This is a genomic window from Gemmatimonadota bacterium, from assembly GCA_021295815.1.
Taxonomy (GTDB): domain Bacteria; phylum Gemmatimonadota; class Gemmatimonadetes; order Longimicrobiales; family Gaopeijiaceae; genus JAGWBQ01.
In genome coordinates this window covers 1-23,395 of the sequence record JAGWBQ010000009.1, presented here as the reverse complement: position 1 = coordinate 23,395, position 23,395 = coordinate 1, and the positions used below count along the sequence as shown (strand labels likewise).

General features: G+C 66.2%; 15 protein-coding genes. 12 read left to right on the top strand and 3 right to left on the bottom strand.

Features of this window, described 5'->3' with window-relative positions:
• Position 1: 1 nt before the first annotated feature.
• From J4G12_05290 to J4G12_05275, 4 genes are all read left to right on the top strand, one after another.
• The gene (locus J4G12_05290) at positions 2-3,292 is read left to right on the top strand and encodes an efflux RND transporter permease subunit (protein ID MCE2455220.1); all 3,291 of its coding nucleotides are present in this window, start codon (positions 2-4) and stop codon (positions 3,290-3,292) included.
• On the top strand, positions 3,289-6,423 hold the full coding sequence (locus J4G12_05285; GenBank protein MCE2455219.1) for an efflux RND transporter permease subunit: 3,135 nt from the start codon (positions 3,289-3,291) through the stop codon (positions 6,421-6,423). Before J4G12_05290 ends, J4G12_05285 begins: the two co-directional genes overlap by 4 nt.
• A 197-nt stretch (positions 6,424-6,620) precedes the next feature.
• A complete protein-coding gene (locus J4G12_05280; protein MCE2455218.1) occupies positions 6,621-7,439 on the top strand; it encodes a hypothetical protein in 819 nt (272 codons plus the stop codon).
• A 19-nt stretch (positions 7,440-7,458) separates the two neighbouring features.
• Positions 7,459-8,697 carry a hypothetical protein gene (locus J4G12_05275; protein ID MCE2455217.1) on the top strand — a complete coding sequence of 413 codons (1,239 nt, stop codon included), beginning with the start codon at positions 7,459-7,461 and terminating at the stop codon, positions 8,695-8,697.
• Between the two features lie 109 nt (positions 8,698-8,806).
• On the opposite strand, the gene J4G12_05270 is transcribed toward J4G12_05275, so the two are convergent.
• Positions 8,807-11,596, bottom strand: a complete 2,790-nt coding sequence (locus J4G12_05270; protein ID MCE2455216.1) for a glutamine--tRNA ligase/YqeY domain fusion protein — start codon at positions 11,594-11,596, stop codon at positions 8,807-8,809.
• 189 nt (positions 11,597-11,785) lie between these two features.
• Between J4G12_05270 and J4G12_05265 the strand changes: the two genes are divergently transcribed.
• From J4G12_05265 to J4G12_05255, 3 genes are all read left to right on the top strand, one after another.
• Positions 11,786-13,231, top strand: a complete 1,446-nt coding sequence (locus J4G12_05265) for a glutamate--tRNA ligase (GenBank protein ID MCE2455215.1) — start codon at positions 11,786-11,788, stop codon at positions 13,229-13,231.
• Between the two features lie 89 nt (positions 13,232-13,320).
• The gene (gene tadA, locus J4G12_05260) at positions 13,321-13,755 is read left to right on the top strand and encodes a tRNA adenosine(34) deaminase TadA (GenBank protein ID MCE2455214.1); all 435 of its coding nucleotides are present in this window, start codon (positions 13,321-13,323) and stop codon (positions 13,753-13,755) included.
• Positions 13,752-15,113, top strand: a complete 1,362-nt coding sequence (locus J4G12_05255) for a family 10 glycosylhydrolase (protein MCE2455213.1) — start codon at positions 13,752-13,754, stop codon at positions 15,111-15,113. Before tadA ends, J4G12_05255 begins: the two co-directional genes overlap by 4 nt.
• 12 nt (positions 15,114-15,125) lie before the next feature.
• Here the strand turns inward: J4G12_05255 and J4G12_05250 are convergent, their stop codons facing one another.
• Positions 15,126-17,084, bottom strand: a complete 1,959-nt coding sequence (locus tag J4G12_05250) for a Na+/H+ antiporter NhaC family protein (protein MCE2455212.1) — start codon at positions 17,082-17,084, stop codon at positions 15,126-15,128.
• A 250-nt stretch (positions 17,085-17,334) separates the two neighbouring features.
• Here J4G12_05250 and pyrR point away from each other — a divergent pair, with 250 nt between their 5' ends.
• The 4 genes from pyrR (at position 17,335) to rpsT (ending at position 20,594) form a co-directional block, all read left to right on the top strand.
• The gene (gene pyrR / locus J4G12_05245; protein ID MCE2455211.1) at positions 17,335-17,817 is read left to right on the top strand and encodes a bifunctional pyr operon transcriptional regulator/uracil phosphoribosyltransferase PyrR; all 483 of its coding nucleotides are present in this window, start codon (positions 17,335-17,337) and stop codon (positions 17,815-17,817) included.
• Positions 17,814-18,821 (top strand): aspartate carbamoyltransferase catalytic subunit, encoded by a 1,008-nt coding sequence (locus tag J4G12_05240; GenBank protein ID MCE2455210.1) that lies wholly within the window; start codon positions 17,814-17,816, stop codon positions 18,819-18,821. The genes pyrR and J4G12_05240 overlap by 4 nt, the downstream gene beginning before the upstream one ends.
• Entirely contained in the window at positions 18,818-20,122 is a 1,305-nt protein-coding gene (locus tag J4G12_05235; GenBank protein ID MCE2455209.1) for a dihydroorotase, read from the top strand. The genes J4G12_05240 and J4G12_05235 overlap by 4 nt, the downstream gene beginning before the upstream one ends.
• 217 nt (positions 20,123-20,339) lie before the next feature.
• Positions 20,340-20,594 (top strand): 30S ribosomal protein S20, encoded by a 255-nt coding sequence (rpsT, locus tag J4G12_05230; protein ID MCE2455208.1) that lies wholly within the window; start codon positions 20,340-20,342, stop codon positions 20,592-20,594.
• A gap of 115 nt (positions 20,595-20,709) precedes the next feature.
• On the opposite strand, the gene J4G12_05225 is transcribed toward rpsT, so the two are convergent.
• Positions 20,710-21,924, bottom strand: a complete 1,215-nt coding sequence (locus J4G12_05225) for a hypothetical protein (protein MCE2455207.1) — start codon at positions 21,922-21,924, stop codon at positions 20,710-20,712.
• 254 nt (positions 21,925-22,178) lie between these two features.
• Between J4G12_05225 and J4G12_05220 the strand changes: the two genes are divergently transcribed.
• The gene (locus tag J4G12_05220) at positions 22,179-23,258 is read left to right on the top strand and encodes a hypothetical protein (protein ID MCE2455206.1); all 1,080 of its coding nucleotides are present in this window, start codon (positions 22,179-22,181) and stop codon (positions 23,256-23,258) included.
• Positions 23,259-23,395: the final 137 nt, after the last annotated feature.

Here is a 23,395-nt window from a genome sequence, read left to right as displayed (position 1 = left end):
GATGGCCTCCTTCCCGGAGATCGCCACGCGCAGACCGGTCGCGGTCTGGATGCTCTTCCTGGCCGTGGTTTTTCTGGGGATCATCTCGTACAGCCGTCTGCCCACCGACCTGCTGCCGGACATCTCGTATCCGCGCCTGGTGATCTTCACCTCGTATCCGGACGTCGCTCCCGCGGAGATCGAGCGTCTGGTGACCGAGCCGGTGGAGGCCGCCGCCGCCGCCATTCCCGGCGTGGCGGACAGCGAGTCGGTTTCCCGCGAGGGTGTGAGCCTGGTGACGCTCGACCTGCGCTGGGGAACGGACATGGACTTCGCCATGCTCAACCTCCGCGAGCGGATGGACAACGTGCGCGGCGGACTGCCCGAGAGCGCCACCCGGCCGACGATCCTGCGGGTCGATCCCGAATCGGAGCCCGTCATGACCGTATCGGTCTCCGGTGGCGCGGATCTGTGGGAGACCAAGGAGCTCGCCGAAACCGTCTTCCGGCGCAGGCTGGAGCAACTCGAGGGCGTGGCTCAGGTCGCCGTGACCGGAGGCCTTGATCGCGAGATCCAGGTGAACGTCGACCGCGCTCTTTCCGAGGCCTACGGAATTTCACCGGCGCAGATAGCCCAGGCCCTCGCGTCGGCCAACGTGAGCTCGCCGGGCGGGAGCATAATGCAGGGCCGGTACCGCTACCCGGTGCGCATGCTCGGCGAGTTCCAGACTGTCGAGGAGATCCGCGACGTGATCGTGGCCCGCGAGACGCCCCCGGCGGTTGAGGGAGAGCCCAATCCGCCCTTCCGCGAGGTCAGGCTGTCCGACGTGGCGGAGGTGGTCGACGGATTCGCGGATCGGGAGTCGGTGGCCCGCTACGACGGCGTGGAGTCGGTCGGATTGCTGGTCTTCAAGGAGGCCGGCGCGAACACCGTGATCGTGGCGGAGCTCGTCGAAGAGTCCCTCGCGATCCTCGGCGAGGAGTACACCGGGGTCCGGCTCGACGTGGCGAACAGCCAGGCGGGCTTCATCTCGGACTCCATCGACAACGTGGTCAACGCGCTGGTCCTGGGTGGAGTGCTCGCCTTCGTCGTCCTCTTCTTCTTTCTGCGCGATCCGCGCTATCCGGTGGCGATCGCCCTCGCCATTCCGGTCTCGGTCGTGGGCACCTTCGCCCTCATGGAGGCCTTCGACACCTCGCTCAACATCATGAGCCTGGGCGGACTCGCCCTCGGGGTCGGCATGCTGGTCGACAACTCCATCGTGGTCCTCGAGAACATCTTCCGGCACCGGGAGGAGTTGGGGAAAGGCATGATGGCGGCGGCGGCGGACGGCGCCCGCGAGGTCCAGGGGGCGATCACCGCCTCGACGCTTACCACCATCTCCGTCTTCGGGCCGATCGTCTACGTGGAGGGAGTGGCCGGCGAGCTCTTCGAGGATCTATCTCTCGTCGTGGCCTTCTCGCTCCTGACCTCTCTCGTCGTGGCGCTGAGCCTGTTGCCCTCCATCGCCTCACGTTTCGCACTCGCCGAAAGGAAGAAGATGAAGGCGGAGGTCCCCGAGCGCGCGCCCGGCCGCTGGTGGACGAAGCTCGGTCGGGCGTCGCTCTTCGTCTTGCTGCTCCTTCCTCGGGCCGTCATCGCCCTCGTACGCTTCGTGGTCGCGCTGCTCCGTTTCTGGGCGGGTGTGGCGGCGAGGATCCTCGACCCGATCTCAGCCGCATTCGACCGAGGTTTCGAGAAAGTCGCTTCCCGCTATCATGCCGTCCTCGAATGGTCGCTCGACCGGGCCGCCGCCGTCTTCCTCGGCTGCGTCCTGGCTCTGGCCGGCTCGGCCGCCCTTGCCCTCTCGCTGCCTCGCGACCTTCTGCCCTCGGTCGACCAGGGCGCATTCTCGCTCCGTCTGGAGATGGAGGAGGGCACCGCTCTCGACGCCACTCTGGAGACGGCCTCCACGATCGAAGATTTTGCCAGGAGCGACCCGTCGGTGGACGCCGTGTTCTCGACCGTCGGACGGGATGTCCGCGCCTACGCGGAGAATGCCGACGCCACAGGGCTTCACACCGCCGACCTCCAAGTGAGGCTCCGTGACGGCCAGCCGACCGGACCGGTCGCACAGCGCATGCGCTCCTTGGCGGGGGGCCTTCCGTCGGGAGACCTCTCGGTCGAAACCGGGCAGGTGACCTCGTTGGGCGCCGTCCTGGGGGGATCCGAGGCCGACGTCGCCATCCGCATCTTCGCCGAGGATCTCGATGCCGCCTACGTTCTCGCCGAGGAGGTGGTGGAGAGGCTCGACGGCGCCGCTTCGCTCGGAAACGTGCGTATCGGCAGCGAGCGAGGTCAGCCTCAGATCCAGATCGAGATCGATCACGACGCCTGCGCCTCCTACGGCATCAGTCCGCAAGCGGTGAGCGAAGCGGTGGGAAACGCCATGCAGGGAAACGTCGCCACCGAGTTCGTCGACTTCGACCGCAAAATACGGGTGGTGGTGCGCTTTCCCGACGAACTCCGCTACTCGCGCGAGACGCTTGACGACATCCTCGTGCAGGGCGTGCCGGTACGCGAGCTAGTGCACATCCGCGACGCGTTGGGACCTGCGGAGATACGCCGTCAGGACCAGGGTCGGGTGATCCCGGTGTACGCCGATGTCGTAAGCGGCGGTCTCGACCAGGCTATAGCCGAGGTGAACGGGTTGCTGGCGCACATTCCGCAGAGCTCCCGGCTGCGCTGGGAGGTCGGGGGCGAGAACGAAGAGATGCGCCGCTCCTTCCGGGACCTCACCTTCGCGTTCCTGCTCGCTCTGCTTCTCGTCTACATGATCCTGGCGGCGCAGTTCGAGTCCTTCCTGCAACCCCTCACCATTCTGACCGCCGTGCCGCTGGCCCTCGTGGGCGCCGTGGCGCTCCTCGCCGCCACGGGGAACGGGCTCAACACCATGAGTCTGATCGGGGTGGTGATCCTGGTGGGCATCGTGGTTAACGACGCCATCGTGAAGGTCGACTTCATCAACCAGGCCCGCAGCGCCGGGATGGGGCTGCGGGCGGCCATTCTTGAGGCGGGACGGGTTCGCCTTCGCCCCATCGTCATGACCACTGTGACGACCGTGCTCGGCCTCGTGCCCATGGCGCTCGGGATAGGCCGGGGTTCGGATCTGCGGGCGCCCATGGCGATCGCGGTAATCGGCGGCCTCGTGCTCGCCACCGCTCTTACCCTGATCGTGGTGCCGGTAGTCTACCAGACCACCCAGCTCGCCGGCAGGGCGATCTCGCGTGCCGTTCGCGGGAACGCGGTCGGCGAACTTCAAGAAACGGGATGATCCGAGCCAGCCTGAAACGACCCGTCGCCGTGACGATGATCTACACGGCGATAGCGCTGCTCGGGGCCTTCGCCTGGCGCAACATTCCGCTCGAGCTGCTTCCCGACACCTCCTTCCCCAGGCTCACGGTCACCGCAAGCTGGTCCGGCGCGTCGCCCGAGACCGTGGAAGCGTTCCTGACCGCCCCGCTGGAGGCGGCGATCGATCGCGTGCGCGGAGTCGAGCGCATCGAGTCGACCTCGCAGGAGGGCTTTTCGAGAATCGCCGTGGAGTTCGACCGCGACACCGACATGGATTTCGCCCGCATCGATCTCTCGGAGCGTCTGGCCTCGCTGGAGGAGACGCTGCCGGACGGAACGAGCCGGCCGACCGTTCAGGTATACGTGCCACAGGAATTCGAGTCCCAGCAGACGACCTTCCTGACCTACACCTTCTGGGGACCGTACACGCTCGAGGCCCTGCGCGAACACATCGACGAGGTGATCGCCCCGGAGCTCAGGAGGATCGAGGGGGTGGCCGAGGTCTACGCATACGGCGGACGTCGTCGCAATCTCGAGATAAGCCTCGATCCCGACGCCGTGGCGGCCCTCGGTCTCAACCAGGTCGCGGTCAGGAGAGCTATTCTCGAGCTGGATCTGGTCCGGGAGGCCGGCGCGGTGCGCGAGAGCGGGGATCAGCGCACGATCACCATCGTAAACCGCCCCGAAACCGCCGACGAGATCGCCAACGCCGTGGTCGCATCGCCCGGAGGGACGATCGTGCGGGTCGCGGACGTCGCCCGGGTCTACGACGGATACGAGGAACGCACTTCCCACAACCGCATCAACAGGCAGCCTGCGTCGACCTTCCAGGTGTTAAGGGAACCTGGGGTGAACGCCGTGCGCGTCGCCGAGGAGGTCAAGGCCCGCCTCGCGGAGCTCGCCGTCCTGAATCCCTACGGGACTCGGCTGGAACTCGGGGAGGACGAGAGCCGCTCGATCAACGACCAGATGAGCGAGCTGCGGGATCGGGCTCTCCTGGGCGCGGTGGCGATCTTCTTCGGACTCTTCCTTTTCCTGCGCTCGCTGCGTTCGCCCGCTCTGATCTTCGCCACCATAGCCTTCAGCGTACTCGTCGCGCTCAACCTCATCTACTTCGGCGGCCTCACTCTGAACGTTCTCACGCTCATGGGGCTTGCGATGGGCTTCGGCCTCATCGTCGACAACTCCATAGTGGTCATGGAGAACATCTTTCGCCGTTGGCAGCGGGGCGAAAGCCACAGGGAGGCGGGCGTCAACGGCGCCAAGGAGGTGGCGCTCGCCATCTTCGCCTCGACGCTCACCACGCTGATCGTCTTCATTCCGTTCGTCTACATGCAGGGCGAGCTCAGAATACTGTACGTGCCGCTTGCCATAGTCGTGGGGCTCACACTCGCCGCCTCGATCTTCGTCGCCTTCACCTTCATCCCGTCGCTGACCACACGCATGCTGAGGCGTTCGGACCGGGCGCTCGCGCGGGCTAACGCAAGGGTGCCGTTCTACCTGCGCTTCTACAGGGACCTGGTGGGGTTCGCGGTCCGCCGTCCCTGGGCGGCCATCGGATTCACGGTGCTGGTGTTCGCCGGCTCCTACTACCTTTTCGACCAAAACGTCACCCGCGGCCGAATCTTTAATTTCGGTGGATACGGAAACCAGACCTACATCGATATCCGCGTGGAGCTGCCGCGCGGAGCCAATCTCGAACGCACCGACATGCTTGTGAAGTACTTCGAAGATCGGCTCGCCGAGATGCCGGAAGTGAAGCAGTTCACTTCGCGGGTCGGGCAGACCGACGGATCGATCCGCGTGACCTTCCCGGAGGAGCTCGAGAATACCCACGTGCCCGTCGTGATCAAGGAGCAGCTCACCGGTCTCTCCTACACCTTCACCGGCGCCGAGGTCAGAGTTTACGGTTACGGGCCCTCCTTCTACGGCGGAGGGGGGGGGGCGCCGCAGTACGGTATGACGGTCACCGGTTACAACTACGAGCGCGTCCGCGACATCGCCGAGGCGCTGGGAGACAGGCTGAGACGAATTTCGCGAATTCGGGACGTGGACACGAACTCCTCGGGCGGTTGGTTCACCCGGGACAAGGCGTCGGAGTACGCGGTGTGGATCGACCGCGACCGTGTCGGACAACTGGGTTTTACGGTAAACGAGATCGTGAGCCAACTGCGGACCGCGATCCGGGGAGGTGAGTCGAGCGCCAGTCGAATCAAGCTTGGAGGCGACGAAATCCAGTACTCCATCAAGCTCGAAGGCGCGAGCATGATCGACGTCGTCGGGCTGCGCGAAGCCCTGCTTGAGACCGCCGACGGCCGCAGAGTCAGGGCCGGGGATGTGGTCCACATCGAGCAGCGGGACGTCCTGGCGACCATCAGGAGGGTGAATCAGCAGTACGAGCGCCGCGTCGCCTACGAATTTCGCGGACCTCCCAAGCTCGGCAACCGAGTGCACGAGAGCGTAATCGAGTCTACGGAGCTCCCGGTGGGATACGAGGTCTCGGACGACCGGCGCGGCTTTCGCATATCGGCCGACGAACAAAGACAGGTCAACCTGGTGATCGCCATCGCCTTCGTGCTCGTCTTCATGGTGACGGCGGCGCTCTTCGAGTCCTTCCTGCAGCCGCTCTGCGTGATGCTGACCGTGCCCATGGCGCTTATCGGGGTCTTTCTGATCTTCTTTCTCACCGGAGAGGGTTTCACGAGGGAGGCTTACGTCGGGGTCATCATGATGTTCGGCATCGTGGTGAACAACGCGATACTCCTCGTGGACCATATCAACCGGGTCCGTGCGCGCGAACCCCATCTCGGCTTGCATGAGGCGATCATCGCCGGGACCTCCGAGCGTGTCCGTCCTATCCTGATGACCACGACCACGACGGTGCTGGGTCTGATCCCGCTCGTGGTTTTCGGAGGCGCGGGCACCTCGAACATCTGGGACGCGCTGGCGCTTGTTCTGATAGGCGGCCTGCTCTCCTCGACCCTCTTCGTACTCACGGCCACACCCGCCCTCTACGGTCTCTTCGAGAGATTGCGCGAGCGGATGGTCGGCGGCGAGCGGCCACCGAGTGCGGCCGGGACGGCCCTGCCTGCTTCCGCCGCCGAAGCTTGAGACCTGTCCGAAATATTGGACGCGGGCGCCCCGGCTTGGACGCGCTCTCCTCCGGGTGTTCTAGTTTCGTCCCTGCGATCCGCGATGCGTATGCGCGTTTTCCGATCCGATGTGCCTGGCACGCCGTTTGCAACGTCATTACAGGTGACCCGAGGCCGGACCCGGGAGTCACGCACCTTCAACCACGGATCGGAACCATGTCAGGAACCACGGCCGAGAGGCGCCTCGGAGACGGAGGCGCTCTCCATCGCCGCAGCATCGGAATCCGCGCGCTCGCTTTCACCGGCGCCGTTCTGCTCGGGTTCGCCGCAACGCCGGACGAACCCGTTCACGCTCAGACCGGGGGCGACGGTTTCCTGTTCAAGCCCCCCGTCGGCTCGTTCAGTTTCAGGGCAGGGGTTTACCTTCCTAGAGCGCAGGGCGACATCTTCGACCACACGACCAGGCACCTTACGCTCAACCGGAGCGACTTTACCGGAGCCCACGTGAGCCTGGACCTGGGCATCAGAGCGAACGAACGCGTGGACATGGTCCTCGGAATGGATTTCTCGGGCATGATCTCGAGATCCGAGTTCCGGGAATGGGAGGACAACCGGGGCAACCCCGTCGAGCAGGACACGAGGTTCAGAACCGCCGCGCTGCATCTCGGCGCCAAGTTCTACCTGTTCGATCGCGGCCGACGGGTCAGCCGTTTCGTCTGGGTACCCCGGACCGCCAACCTCTACTTCGGCGGGGGAGCGGGCTATTCGTGGTACGAATGGGACCAGCACGGCGACTGGGTGGATTACGAGACCTTGGACATTTTTTACGATCGTCTCTATACTGACGGTGGCGGATTCGCGGGGCACGCGATGGCCGGCGCCGTTTACGGCCTCTCCCAGCGGCTAGCTCTCAACATGGAAGCGAGGTACCGACTGGCACGGGGGCCCATCTCCACGTCGGATTTCGCCGGATTCACGGACGGCATGGACATGTCCGGGTTCGGCGTCGCCGTCGGCCTGACGGTAAACTTCTAAAGCAAGGGAGAAAGATCAGATGAGAACCGGAACGAAAGCCTTCGCGATCGGGGCGCTGGCAGCCCTGGCACTGACCGGACAGTCGCTCGCGGCACAAGAGCTCGCCGACGCTCGCTGGACCTCCTTCCTGGGTTGCTGGGAGCCGGTGGGCGAGACCGAGACGGACGGCATGCTCTGCGTGGTGCCCTACGGGACCGGCGTCGAGATCTTCACATGGGCGGAGGGCGAGAAGTCTACCAGCGACCTGCTGGTTGCCGACGGCGTCATGCGTTCGGCCGAGATCGAGGGCTGCACGGGCGAGGAAGCCTCGCGCTTCTCCGACGACGGCCGCAGGGTCTTCACCCGCTCCACGTTCACCTGCGCCGCCGACGCCCGCCAGGAGTCGTCCGGCATCATGGCCATAACCAGCGCCAACGAGTGGTCCGACGTCCACTCCGTCGATGTCGACGGCGAGCGGATCGCCTGGGTGCAGCACTACCGCGTGGCTTCCGCCGATCGCGTCGCGGAGGCAGGTCTCGAAGACGTCACCGAGGGGATCGGGATGGCTGTGCGCGCCTCACGCATCTCCGCCTCGCGTCCGATCGATCTCGACGACGTCGCCGAAGCCACCCGAGAGGTGCATGGGAAGGCGGTCGAGGCTTGGATCGCGTCCCGTGGCGAGGGACTCGACTTCGACGGCGGCGATCTCGTGGCTCTTGCGGACGCCGGGGTCTCGCCCGGAATCATCGACGTCATGGTCGCCGTCTCCTACCCGAACCGATTCGTGATCGGCACGGGCGATCCGGAGGGCATTGACGAGGTCGTGCCGGACAACCGCGTAGCGGGATACTATCCCGGGCTCTACGGTCCGTACGGATTCCGCAGCTATTTCGGCGACCCCTACTGGAATTACGGATACTACTCGCGCGGCGCCTGGGGCCTATACCCGAGGAGCCCGTACTACTACGGCGGCGGTTACTACAACCCGGGCTACTACTATCCCACCCGAGTGGTGGTTGAGCCGAGGGCGGATGGCGGCGGACGTGCCGTCAAGGGTCGCGGTTACACCCAGGGCGGGAGCTCGAGCGGCGGCACGGTCGGACGAAGCGGCGGCGCGATAGTCCAGCCCGCCGGCGGATCGCGGACCGGTTCGGGCTCGACAGGACGCACCGCCAGGCCGAAGAGCGGACGAACCGAGGCTGCTGCCACGCCGCCGGCCGCGTCCGGCTCGACCCAACGGAAGGCCGTGCCCAAGAAGAGAGGCAGCCGAGGCAGGTAGGGTCCGACGCAGGCCGTCGCCGCAGGCGGCGGCCCTTGGTCCGGCGCGGCGCTCGCTCGCCCGGTGCCTCGCGGATCTCAGCGGAATGCCGGGAGGGGCGCGACGTTCTTCATTTCAGCCGAAGGATCAGCTCCTCCCGGACGGCCTTGGGGTCGACGCCCCGGCCCATCGATCCGATAACCTCGCCCATGAACATGCCCAGAAGGGCCTTCCGGCCGGCCCGGTACTCGGCTACCTTGTCGGGGTGGTCGGCGAGAGCCCGTCCGACGGCTTTGCGAACCCGTTCGGGGCTTTCGCGCCGATCCAGGTCGAGCTCGGCGACCGCCTGCTCGACGGTACCGCCGTGCTCGGCCAGACGTGAAAGCACCTGTTTGGCGGCGGCGGCGGTCAATTTGCCGTCGTCGACGAGGTTGGAGAGCAGGTTGAGCTCCCTCGGGGGGAAAGGCGGGTTGGCGTAGCCCCCGCCGGCGAGGACTCCCCTCAGTTCGGTGGCAGCCCAGGTGACGATGCGACTCAACGCGTCGCCGGGTCTTCCCGCTCCCCGAACCAGAAAGGAGACGCCTTCGGCCGTCCGCGTCACGAGATCGAGGTGTTCGGTCCTTGGAGGCGCCTGACTCCTTTCGGCACGCTTCCGCAGCTCCAGCGCCAGCCTGGCCAGTTCCGCGTCCTCGGCCGAGAGGTCGGCGTCGTCGTCGAGCATGTCGGTCAATTCTTCACGGAGCTTACCGAGCCGATCTCCCAGTCCCGTCAGCCCCGCCGACGCCCTTTCAAGACTCCGCAGCGTGTCCTCCGTTCGGTTCGCCTTTTCACCCCCGCGCGACATCCGGGACCAGAAGACGTTGATGGCCCCGGCAGTTGCCCGGACCGCCTTTTCCGACCGCGACACCGCGTACTCGGGGTGGGACCGCAGCGGAAGGTTCAGAGGCAGCTCGCCGGCTAGCCGACCGACTTCGTGGACGGCGGCCGTCAGTTTTGCGACCGCCTCGGTGAGGTTGGGTGCAGCGTCGGATGGGTCCGAAGCGGTCGAGATGCCGTCGCTCCCTTCGCCGTCAGCGCTCGGGATTCCTTCGCTGAGAGAGGCCCTGAGCGCAGCGAGGGCGGTGTCGAAGCGGACGAGAAGAGCCCGCGGGCTGCCGGCGGCGGGCGTGGGGTCGTTAGAGGCTGGGGGGTTGGGGGTGCGTCTCCATCCGTCGATCCGGCCGATCAGTGAAGCGGCCTCGTTATTCCATTCGAGAACCCGGTCATGCTCGATCTCGTCCGCCGCCCTGACTTTGACCTCGTCTAGAGGTCGACGCGGCTCATCGGCCAAAGTAACTATCCTGTTGAACACCAACGGTTTGATACCTTTCGCCTCAACCTCTTCCGCGGCACAGGGGTCGCGCCGGAAGTAGCCCTGTCGCTCGAACTGGTAGCGGGTGTCGTCCTGATCCTCGGCCACCGTCGGTTCGACCTTGGCGCGTACCACTTCGAGCGAGTCGGGGTTGACGACGCCCTCCTCCGCGTCCGTAAAGAGCTCGCCGTAAAGCCGGACCTCCGCATCGAGCGAGTCGACGACGCTCACCCAGTGGATGGTGGCTCTCGGACGAGCTCCCTCTTCAGCGACCGAAGCGAAGATCTTCGCGACCTTGCCGTCCTCTCCGCGCACAAAGTCGTCGCAGCGGACGACCGGACCGTGGCGCAGCCTCACAACACCGCCGGGGGTCAGCCTGCGGAAATCGGGGTGCGGTTTCTCGTCGAAGTCGGTGCACTCGATGAAGAGCTCGGCGCCCATCGGCACTTCACGAGTACCCATTTCGGCGCGATCTGGGTGGCGTGGGGCCGGGATCGAGGCGGGAACGAGGCCGCGGACGCTCAGCCGGAGGGGACGGAGCACCGCCATGACCCGCGGAGCCACGGGATCGAGCGCGCTCCGCACCGCATAGTTGAACTTGCCGCGGTCCACGCGGGTGTTGACCTTGGTCACGCCGACCATGCGCATCAGGCTCTTCAGAGCTTCGGCGGGAACTCCGCGACGACGAAGTCCTCGGATGGTGTCGAGCCGGGGATCGTCCCAGCCGTCCACGGCTCCCGACTCGATCAGCGGGCGGATGCGTCGCTTGGATAGCACCGTGCCTTCGAGTTCGAAACGGGCGAATTCGTACTGTCGCGGACGCGGTCCCGGCGGGGGCACCCGATCGATGATCCAGTCGTAGATCTCGCGGTTGTTATCGAACTCGAGCGTGCAGAAGGAGTGGGTCACGCCTTCGATGGCGTCGCCCAGGCAGTGGGCGAAGTCGTACATCGGGTAGATGCACCAGGCGTCTCCTCGCCTAAAGTGGCGCTTGTGACGAATCCGGTAGAGCACCGGGTCGCGCATGAGCATGTTCGGGTGCGACATGTCGATGCGCGCCCGCAGCACGTGCGCGCCGTCGGGAAATTCGCCCGCCCGCATTCGACGAAGGAAATCGAGGTTCTCCGCGACCGGGCGGTCGCGCCACGGACTCTCCGTGCCCGGCTCGGTCACCGTGCCCCGTTGTTCGCGAATCTCGTCGAGCGACTGCGAATCGACGTAGGCGTCGCCGGCCTCGACGAGTCCCTCGGCCCACGCGTACATCTGCTCGAAGTAGTCGGACGCGTACCGCGGCTCTCCCTCCCAGCGGAAGCCGAGCCAGCGGATGTCCTCGGCGATGGCCCGGGCGTACTCCTCTCGCTCCGTGCCCGGGTTGGTGTCGTCGAAGCGGAGCCTGCACGGCCCCCCGTATTCGCGCGCCACCTCGAAGTCGAGGCAGATCGCCTTCACATGCCCCAGGTGGAGGTATCCGTTCGGTTCCGGAGGGAAGCGCGTCACCACCTTGCCGTCGTTCAGACCGGCGGCGACATCTTCACGAATCCGTGCACGGATGAAATCGAGCGGTTCCATGCGGGTTAAGCTACCACCGGCGGCTGCGGTAGCGGCGGTTCGAGCTCCCACCGCCTCGTTTCACCACCGAGGTTCCCGATCTCTTCCCGGCCGCGCCCGCAGAGGTGCTTGGCTATCTTCCGCCACACAGGTATCTTCTTCTGCCGCCACGTCTCGACCCGAATCCGTACCTTGACCGGACCCGAACATATGCGAGTCCGTTTCGCCCCCTCTCCCACAGGCCACCTCCACGTGGGTGGGGCTCGCACGGCCATCTTCAACTGGCTCTACGCCCGGAGCTCGGGGGGCGAGTTCGTTCTGCGCATCGAGGACACCGATCGCTCCCGCTCCCGGGATTCCCATACCCGAGCCATTCTGGATGGCCTCCGCTGGCTCGGCATGGACTGGGACGAGGGCCCCGTATTCCAGAGCGCAAGGATCGACGCCCACCGGGCGGCCGCGCTAAAGCTCCTCGATGCGGGGTTCGCCTATAGGGATTTCTCGGATCCCGAGGAGCTCAGATCGGAGGCCGCCCGGCGCCGCTGCCATCCCAGCCTGATCGCGAGGGGGCGGGCGGCGGAGATGAGTTCCGAAGAGCTCGAGAGACGCCTCACGCATCGCGAGCCCTTCGCGATCAGGTTTCTGGTTCCGGAAGGGGAGACGGTCGTGGACGATCTGATCCGCGGCGGCGTGCGTTTCGACCATCGCGACGTGGACGACCTTGTGATCCTCAGGGGGGACACCACTCCCACCTACAACCTGGCGGTCACCTGCGACGACGCGGAAGCTGGCATCACTCACGTGATCCGAGGGGACGACCATCTTTCGAACACGCCGAAGCAGATTCTCCTTTACCGAGCTTTGGGATTGCGGGTACCCCGGTTCGGTCACGTGCCGCTCATTCTGGGTCCCGACGGTTCGCGGCTCTCGAAGCGGCATGGCGCCCGTTCGGTCGGAGCGTACGCGGAGGACGGTATCCTTCCCGACGCGCTCTTCAACTTCCTCGCCTTGCTGGGCTGGAATCCGGGAGACGAGCGAGAGGTGATGTCCAGAGACGAGCTGCTCGGAGCCTTCACGCTGGAGCGGGTAGGTGCGAAAGGAGCCGTCTTCGACGAGGAAAAGCTGCGTTGGCTGAACGGCAGGCACCTCGCCGCGACTCCCACGAACGACCTGATCGGTCCGGTGCGCGCCGTGCTTTCCCGGAAGCCGAGCGGATCCGGCCCTAGACTCGACAGCTCCTTCCTTGCGGACGCGATCAGACTGCACAAGGGGCGCGCCCGCGACGTCTCGGACCTCGCCCGTCAACTGGAGGCGCTGGTGGGCGACGACATCGTCTACGAGGAGAAGGCCGTCAAGAAGCACTGGCGGAAGCGGCCGAACGAGGTGAAGCCTCGTCTGGAGAGCATGGTCCGGCTCTTCGACGCGACCGATTGGGAGCCGGCCGGCATCGAGGCGGCCACCCGCAGGCTCGCCGCCGCCGAGGGAGTCGGGGCGGGGAAGTGGTTTCACCCGCTCCGGGTGGCTTTGGTCGGAAGGCTGGCCAGCGCGGACATTTTCCAGCTTCTCATGCTTCTCGGGCGGGACCGGGCGCTGGATCGGGTCCGAGCCGCAGTGGTCGAGGTCGAGGCGCTCGTGCGGACCGAGGATCGGGTGTGAGTCGCACTGTAACCGGCAAGGGGGGCGTCGACTCCGGTCGGTCCTCCGACCCGGCGCTGTCGGCGTCCCGCAAGACCGACGAGGCCTTCATGGCCCGTGCGCTCGAGCTCGCGGCCGGAGCGGCCGAGGCAGGCGAGGTCCCGGTGGCGGCGATCATCGTCGAGGACGGTCGCGTGCTCGCCGAGTCGACCAACCGGACCCGGACCGACTCGGATCCGAGCGGTCACGCCGAAATGGTCGCCCTCCGACGCGCGGCGAAGCTTCGCGGCGATTGGCGTCTGGACGGTACCACGCTCTACTCGACCTTGGAGCCGTGCGCGATGTGCGCTGGCGCGATCGTCCTCGCCCGGGTGCCGCAGGTGGTCTTCGGCGCCTTCGACCCCAAGGCGGGGATGGCCGGATCGCTCGGCAATCTCCTTCAGGACTCACGACTCAATCATCGGTGCGAGGTTGTCGGCGGGGTGCTTGCGGAACGCTCCGCCCGACTTCTCCGGTCCTTCTTCGCCACAAGGAGGCAGGCATGAAACGGGTTGGCGCACCATTTCGCCGCGTGCGCGAGTTTCGCCGCAGGCCGCTCGTCGCGCTCGCGACGGGCGCCATGGCCGCGTGCGCCCTCTTCTCGGCACCGCGACCCGAACTCGCGATTCCTGCGGTTCCCGACCCGGCGCCAGCGCCCCTCGGTCCGCCGACGCCTCCGCTCGAGACGGTCGCGGTCGAAACCCGCCCGGTCGGCGCGGGTGAACGTGCAGCCGCCGACGGAGAGGTGCGCGCTCTATGGGTGGTGCGCTCGACCCTCACGAGTCCGGCCGCCGTGCGCTCGATGGTCGAACGGGCCGACGAGTCGGGCTTCAACACCATACTCGTTCAGGTGCGGGGCCGGGGGGACGCGTATTACCGATCCACCATGGAACCGCGGGCGGAGGCCATTCCCGAGGCGGAGACGTTCGACCCCCTTGCGCTTACCGTCGAGCTCGCCCGAGAGCGGGGGATCGACGTGCACGCCTGGGTCAACCTCTACCTGGTCTGGGGGCTGCGGGGCATGCCCGCAAGCCGTCTGCACGTGCTCCACTCCAACCCGGAGTGGCTGGCCGTTCCGCGCGCTTTGGCGCACGTCGGTCCCTACGAGCCGCAGTTCGTGGAGCGTCTGATGACGTACGCGCAGGAGCGCTCGGACCAGATCGAGGGCGTCTACCTGAGTCCGTCCAATCCCGAGGCCAAGGCGCGCCTGCTGATGATCGTCCTGGAGCTCCGGGAGCGCTACGATCTCGACGGCGTGCACTTCGACTACGTCCGGCTGCCGCAAAGCGACTTCGACTATTCCCAGGTCGCGCTTCGCGAGTTCGGGCGCTGGTTGGCGCCCCGGCTGGAGGCACCCCAAGATCTCGCCCTGCAGGCCCGCGGCGACCTTCTCGCCCTCGCCGACCGCCTGCCCGAAGAGTGGGGGGAGTTCCAACGGGCCAACATCACCGAGATGGTGCGCTGGATTTACCACAACATCAAGGCCCGGGACCCGACCATGGTCGTTTCGGCGGCGGTGCGCTCGGGCCGAGCCGACGCCATGGAGCACCGCTACCAGGACTGGGGCGCCTGGGTAGACGAGGGCATCCTCGACCTGGTCGTTCCCATGGCCTACACCTCCACGGCGAATCGCTTTCGCAGCTTCGTGGACGAAACGCTCCAGGTCGCCGGTCCCGACGGGGCGTGGATGGGGCTCGGCGCATACCTGAACACTGCGGAGAGCACGCTCGACCAGATAGACATCGTGCGCGCGAACGGGTTCAGGGGTCTGGTGCTCTTCTCCTACGACTGGGCGGTAGGCGAGGGCTACGGCGGGCGCGGCCCGACCTTGCTCCAGGTGGTGGGCAGGGAGCGCTTCAGGTGATCGTCATCCGGCCTACGTCCCCACCGTCCGTCCCCTCCAGAAAAGGAATCCGACCAGGAGTCCGGCGCTGCCGACGAGCGCCAGCCAGTTGGGGAGGCCGAAGGACGTGCCCAGGCTTCCCACGACTATCGCCACTCCCCCGACCAGGACCGCATAGGGCAACTGGGTTCGCACGTGATCCACATGGTCGCACGCCGACGCGGTAGAGGAGAGAACGGTGGTGTCCGAGATCGGTGAGCAGTGGTCGCCGAAGATCGCTCCGGCGAGCACCGACCCCGTGGCGCCGAGCAATACGCCGTAGCTCGCTCCGCCCGGTAGAACCGCGTCGCCCCCGAGAGCGACCGTCAGCGGAATCACCACGGGCAGCATGATGGCCATTACCCCCCAGGAAGTGCCGGTCGCGAAGGCCATGCCCGCCGAAAGCAGAAAGACGATGGCAGGCATGAAGGAAACCGAAACGCGGTCGGTTAGGAGGGCCGAGAGGTAGCTCGCGGTCCCGATCTCTTCGGTGACGGAGCCCAGGGACCAGGCCAGCGTCAGAATCACCATCGCCAGCATCATCGCCCGGATCCCGGTGGCCCAGGCGCCCAGCGTCTCCCGCAGCGACAGCGTGCGGGTGGAGATCGAAAGCAGCATGGCGACGAGCACTCCGGCGAGCGACCCCCAGAGCAGGGTCGAGAACGGATCCGCATTGCCGAAGATGTTTCTGAGGCTGAGATCGGCGACCTCCCCGGCAGCCGCAGCGTTCGCCATGGCCGTCTCGCGTCCGGTCTGGACGAGTCCGACAAGCACGACGACGATCACCGTGAGCACCGGAATCGCGGCGTTCCACCAGCGCTCGCGGACCCCTTCCTTCGCCTGCGTGAGATCGTCAGAGGTATCGGCGGCCAGAGTCGCACCCTCGCGGTAGAGCCCGTTCCCGGTCTCGGCGCGCCTCTCCGCCTTCCACATGGAGCCGAAGTCTCGGTTCAGAGCCGAGGTCAGGATCACGAAAATGAGGGCGAGTATCGGATAGAAAAGGTGCGGAATCGTCTCGACGAAGACTCCGAAGGGCGTGACCGAACTCAACGCCGCCGCCGCTGCCGGCGTCTGCCCGCTCGCGATGGAGAACCCGTCGGCGATAAGCGAAATCTCGTAGCCTACCCAGGTCGAGATCGGCACCAGCGCCGCCACCGGAGCTGCGGTGGAGTCGACGAGGTAGGCGAGCTTCTCGCGGGAGATGCGCAGTCGGTCGGTGACGGGGCGCAGGGTGTTGCCGACGATGAGCGTGTTGGCGTAGTCGTCGAAGAAGATGGCCATGCCGGCGAGCCAGGTGGCAATCTTGCCGCGCCGCGCCGTGCGGGCGAAAGGCGTGACCGCGGAGACTATGCCCGAAGTGCCTCCGTTCTTCGAGACGATGCCCACCATCCCGCCCAGCATGAGCGAGAACACGACTATCTGGGTGTGGCCTCCGTCGGTGTCGCCCACGGCGGGGACCACGAAGTCGGCGATGAGCGCACCGGTCGCCGCAAGCGGGTCGAAGCCCGCGACTGCCAGAGCGCCCAGCCACACCCCCGCGAAGAGGGCGCTCAGCACCTCCCGGAAGATCAGCGCGAGCAGAATGGCCAGCAGCGGGGGCAGAATCGAGAACCAGCCCGGCACGACGGTCGCGTCGACGGTCGTCGTCGTCTCGCCGACCGTCACCCGAAGCGGCAGGTCGCCGCCGTCTTCCACGATCATCTCGCCCAGGACCACCGACGAGTACTCCTCGACCGAGCCTGCGGCAAGCGTGCGTCCGCTCGTGGTCTCGACAGTGTAGCCGACCGACTCGATCACGGAGTCGCCTGACGTGCCGCCGTCGACGGTCAGGGAGAAGGGTATTCGGGTCAGGATGACCGACGGACTCTCGGATACCGTCTGGGCGGAGATGTCGCCCGGGAGAACGGCGAAGATGGAGAGGAGGGCGACCGGGAGAGTGACGAACAGGCGCATGGGCATGAACCTCGAAGTATTGGGTTCCCGCAATATATCCCGGCATTCACTCTCCACCAAATTCCGATCAAGGAAGGCCGACCATCCTCGCCTCCGACTGAACGTCCGCATTTCGGGCCGACCGTCAACATCTCCGGCCGACCTTCCTACCTGGCCCGGGTAAGGGTAATTTGGTCTGCGACTCAGCCTCTTCCCTGGAACCTTGACCGTAACCCTCACCGACGCCGATATCCGAGCGGCTCTCGCACGGATGGCGACCGACCTCGCGGCCCTGACCGCCGGCACCGACCGGCTGGCCGTCATGGGCGTCTACCGTCGCGGCACCGACCTGTCGCAGATGCTGGCGGACGAACTGGCGAACGCGCGCCCGTCGCTGAAGCTCGGAATGGGATCGATCGACATCACCCTCTACCGCGACGACCTGCGCTCGGTGGGGCCGAAGCCGGTGGTGGGCGGATCCGAGCTTCCTCCGGGGGGAATCGACGACACGACCGTGGTGCTCGTCGACGACGTGCTCTTCACCGGACGTACCGTCAGGGCGGCCCTCAACGAGCTCTCCGACTGGGGCCGGCCCGGCCGTATCCTCCTCTGCGTGCTCGTGGATCGGGGAGGACGCGAGCTGCCCATCCAACCCGACATCGTAGGCGCCACGCTCCAGGTGCCCGCCGGCGGACGGGTGGACGTGCTCGTGCCTGCCATCGACGGGCGGCTTTCGGTGGAGGTGAGTCGATGACCGCCGCACCCGAGACCGGCCCGGCTCGCGATGCCGATTCCGCGGCGACGCCGCGACTTGGAAAGGATCTGACCGGCCTCGAGGGACTTTCCGCGGCGCAGATAACCTCCATTCTCGACACGGCCGAACCGTTCAAGGAGGTCTCCAGGCGGAGGATCAAGAAGGTGCCCGTGCTCCGAGGCCAGACGATAGTCAACCTCTTCTTCGAGCCGTCCACCCGGACGCGCATCTCGTTCGAGTTCGCGGAAAAGAGGCTCTCGGCGGACACGGTGCACATGGCGGCGAGCGCTTCGTCCGTGACCAAGGGCGAGAACCTGGTCGACACCGCTCGCAATCTCGAGGCGATGCAGATCGACATGGTCGTGATGAGGCATCCGGTTTCCGGCGCGGCGCGCTTTCTGGCGGAACGGATCCCTTCGAAGGTCATCAACGCCGGTGACGGTCGTCACGAGCACCCTACCCAAGCCCTGCTCGACCTTCTCACGATCCGCGACCACCTTGGCGGAATCGCGGGTCTTCGGGTCTGCATCGTGGGAGACGTGCTCCACTCCCGTGTGGCCCGCTCGAACATCCACGGACTGCTCGCTCTGGGCGCCGAGGTTGCGGTGTGCGGCCCGCCGACTCTTCTCCCGATAGGCATTTCCGAGATGGGGGTGGGCGTCTTCACTCGGGTCGAGGAGGCGCTCGAATGGGCGGATGCGCTCAACGTGCTTCGCCTCCAGCTCGAGCGGATGAAGCACGGGTACGTCCCGTCGCTCCGGGAGTACAACAGGATCTGGGGGATCAGCGCCGCGCGGCTCGCCAGGGTGCCGTCGAGGCTCATCCTCCACCCCGGACCCATGAACCGGGGCGTCGAGATCGATTCCGACGTGGCGGACGGTCCGCACTCGGTGATCCTTGATCAGGTCACCAACGGGGTCGCGGTGCGCATGGCCGTGCTGTACCTGCTCTCCGGCGGCAGACCGGATCTCGCGGAAGCGGCCAAGGGAGGCGGCGCCAAATGAGCGTGACGACCGGGAAGACGCTGCTCCGGGGCGGAAGGGTGATCGACCCGGCGAACGACACGGACGACCACCTCGACGTACTTCTGGCAGAAGGGCTGGTCGCCCAGGTCGGGCGTTCGCTGACCGCTGGGGAGGACGCTCGCGTCGTGGACTGCACCGGTCTTCTGGTGACGCCCGGACTCATCGACATCCACGTGCACCTGCGCGAGCCGGGAGCGGAACACAAGGAGACGATCGCCTCAGGGGCGCGGTCCGCTGCGGCCGGCGGATTCACCGCCGTATGCGCCATGCCGAACACCGAACCCGCAGTCGACGATCCCGCCGCAGTCGGCTTCGTGGTCAGCGAGGGGCGGAAGGCCGGTGCCTCGCGGGTCTATCCAGTGGGCTGCATTTCGGTGCGCCGCGAGGGAAAGATGCTGGCACCGGTGGGAGAGATGATCGAGGCCGGCGCAGTCGCGATCACCGACGACGGTTCACCCGTGATGAACTCGGGGCTGATGCGGCTCGCCCTCTCCTATGCTTCGGCCTTCGGAGTGCCGGTGGCCGACCACCCCGAAGACCTGGGGTTGTCGGGCGGAGGGCACATGAACGAAGGCGTGCTCTCGGCCAAGATGGGGATCACCGGGAAACCCAACGCCGCCGAGGACGTCCACATCTTGCGCGACCTGCTGCTGGCGGAGCTGACCGGGGGCCGCATCCATCTCCAACACGTGTCCACTCGCGCGGGCGTGGAGGCGATCCGGCGTGCGAAGGTACGGGGCGTCCGGGTCACCGCCGAAGCCTCTCCTCACCATCTGATCCTCACCGAAGAAGCCGTCCAGGACTACCGGACCGAGGCCAAGATGAACCCTCCGCTGCGATCGGAGCCCGACCGCGAAGCCGTGCGGAAAGGGCTTGCGGACGGAACGCTCGACACCATCGCCACCGACCACGCGCCCCATCACTACGACGAAAAGGAAGCCCCCTTCGCGAGCGCGCCGGACGGGGTGGTGGGGCTGGAGACCGCAGTCGGACTGATTCTGACCCGAGTGGTGGCGGAGGGAGTGATCGACCTCCCGACCATGGTCGAGCGCATGAGCGCCGCTCCGGCCCGAGCCTTCGGCCTCCCCGGCGGGACGCTGGCCCCGGGATCCCCTGCGGACGTCACGGTGATCGATTCCAGGTGCAAATGGACGGTCGACGCGTCGCGCTTCGTGTCGCGAAGCCGAAACACGCCCTTCGACGGATGGAGACTGGAAGGCGCCGCCGTGATGACGGTGGTGGGGGGTCGCGTGGTGTGGGAGGCGGGTCCAGGGGGATAGTGGTCAAGCTCCCAATCCAGGCCGCGATTTCGCTCTTCACCGCCACCCGACGGAATGGCCGGGCCGCCCGCCGCTATACGTCGGAGGGTCGGCAGGCCTGCGTCCCGGACCCTCCCCGACCTTGAACCCAGTCCCGGTCTCCGTTATCTTGGCGTCGCCCCGAATCACCGAGGATTACCCTCGGACCGATAACGGCTCGGAATCAAGAACAGCGTCAATGCCGAATATCAAGAGCGCGACCAAGCGCATGAAACTCAGCGCCGAGGCCCGCAACAGGAATCGCGCCGCCAGGGCTCGCATCCGCACAGCCATGCGGAAGGTGCGAGAGTCCGCCTCTCCCGAAGAGAGCGTTCGTCTGCTTCGCGAAGCCACCGCGCTCCTGGATCGCGCCGGCACCCGGCGTCTCCTTCACCCGAACCGGGTCGGAAGACTGAAAGGCCAGTTGGCTCGGTTGGTCAATTCGCGGGACTGAGGACGGCCGGGACGACGCCTTCGGTCTGGGGGCGGACGGTCGAATGGCGCCGGGGCAGATCTGGGCGCCTCCATCGAACCGCCGACCTGCCTGCGGTCGCGCATGGACCCGACTCTTACCGAGTCCGTTCCAGCCGCCACACCTGAACGTACTCGATCCCGAGTTCGTCCCGGGCCGTGCCCATGACGTAGTCCGACCCGATCTCATGAATCCACAGGCCCTCCGGTGTCTTGACCAACCCTAGCGCGCGGCCTTCCGGATCGAACACCGTCCAGAGGCTGGGAATTTCTCCTCCTTCTCCGAACTCGTACTCCCCGACCCAGAGATGGTCCGTCGCGTCGGACATGACCTTTTCGAACGCCGGGAAGCTCTCCGCGACCGGAACCGATGCCCACATCCGGCGCGAATCTTCGATCATGCTCTCGGGATAACCGGGCACGCCGATCAAGAAGCCGAGCTGCCTTTCGATCTCTGTTTCGACGTCGACGGAGGTCGGGGAAAGCGGTATGTGGTATCGGCGGATGATCCGAGCCAACGAGCCGTCCGCATCGAACGCGCGCAACTCGTACCGCCCGGTGTGGCCGATGACCACCAGGTCGCCCCAGCGGGTCCAGACCGGTTCGCGCCCGAAAATCGTCAGGAACAAGGCCTGCTGTTCGGTTCCCTCGGCATAGAGATAGGGTTCGTAGCCCACATGCTTTCCCAGCGAGCTCCGGACCCTTCCCTGCGCATCCATGAGCTGTACGACCACGGTATCCGCGGCCTGCGGCGAGTGAACGGCGACTAACGATCCATCGCGGGTGGCTTGTTGGGGAAAGAAACGCAGCGATACCGGTACCGTCCGATCATGCTCGAGCTCCATCGCACGCCCGTAGTTCCCCTGCCCGTCGAAGATCTGGAGCCCGAGTCGCCCGCTGTACCAGGCGATGATCGAGTCGCCCCGCCAAGGTTCCACGCTCTGCAGATCTCTAAACTCTCCCGGGCCGTCTCCTTGACCGCCCCAGGTCGCCTGGTGGATCCCGTCCGAGTTGAATACTCGCAGTTCCTCGGTCCCGCCGTTCACGACCACGATCCGCCCGTCGTGCAGCATGGTCGCGTCCTGGACCCGGGAGAGCAGGTAGGGCTCGGCTCCATCCACTTCGCCGATCGAGACCACGGGCTCCGGACCGATCAGCCACGCAAGCCGGGAGTCGGCGGCCGGTTCCCCGTTCTCCACGATCACGATTCCCGCGCTGTCGCGGACTTGGGTCGCGATAGAGGGTGAAGACGACGGGGCTCGCTCGCACGCAAGCGCGACCAGACTCGAAACGACGACGAGGACCAGCTTCATGGCACCTCCAGTGTCGGACGCGGATTCGCACGAAGTCGGCAGCTCCGCAATTGAACCCGCCCGCAGCCCTGAAACCGACGGAATCGCCTGATCGTTGATTCCGATGGAAGTTATACGCACTCACGTTCACGAACCATACCGGACCAATGTCACCCACGATCCGCGGTAACCTGCCTCTTCTTCGCGCTCTTGGAATACTATTCTTCACGGCCCCGGCTCTGGTTGCTTGCGACGCGGGCGAACCGCCGGTCCCCATGATCGCGATCGACAGCGCGGGCGTGCGGATCGTGACGAGCGACCCGGCCACGCTCACCGCGATGTGCACACTGAGCGAGGTGCCGATCTTCAGGGTCGGGGACGACGAGAGCGACGACGAGCAATGGTTCTCGAACGTTCGGGGCGTTGGCAGGCTTTCTGACGGCTCGGTGGCGGTTGCTGATCGGACGAGCGCCGAGGTGCGGATCTACGCTCCGGACGGGCGGCACCTCCGTTCGATGGGCCGCCACGGCGAGGGGCCCGGAGAATTCCAGGATCCCTTCGTGCTCTGGGTGTTGCCGGGAGACACGATCTGGGTCGGAGACTACAGTCCTTACCGCTACGTCATCTTCACCGCCGAGGGCGAGTGGGTCCGCAATGTGACGCTCGACCCGGTCTATCCGAATCCGTCACGCGGCGGCGGAGTGCTCGACAACGGCGTGTCGGTGAACTCGGTCAACCGGGCATCACGCCGCCGGAATTTCAGGGACGCCGATACTCTGATCGTTGAGGTTCATGACCGGGACGGCAACCGGGTTGGGGTGCTCTCGCAGTCTCCGACGCGGAGGATGGGACCGGCTCCGGACACCGAGGCATACAACTACTACATCGGCGTCCTGTTCGATCCTCTGGCGGAGGTTGACGCCAGGGAGCGGACAATCGCTCTCGCGCACACCGCGACCCCCGAGGTACGACTGCTGGACGACGCATTCAACCTCCGCTCCATCGTTCGCTGGCACGTCCCAGACCAAGAAGTGACCTCCGGCGATGTGCGCGCCTGGCGCGAAGAGTACGTAAGGCGGCGCACCACGGGCACCAGCGTCTGGAGCGACGAATTCGACGGCCCGATGATCAGCCCCGAGCGACCGGTGGCAGAGGTGATGCCGGTGATCTCAAGCGTGCTGGTCGGCCGCGATGGGCGTCTCTGGGTCCGGCCGTACCGGCGGCCAGGCACCGGTACGACACGCGCCATGGCCTTCTCCTCCGACGGCGAGTTCCTCTGCCACCTCGAACGCCTTGGGGAAGCAGCAAACTTCTCGGTCCATGAGTTCGGGGCCGACTATGCGCTGGGTGTGTAAGCCAGCGATCTCGGGATCGAGACGGTCGTCGTGCACGCGCTGCATCTTCCCGGCGAAGGTTAGACTCTGAGCGGATTTTCGCGGATCGCTAGCATGGCAGGACCGGGAAGCTTGGTGTAAATTCCCATCGCGCTTGC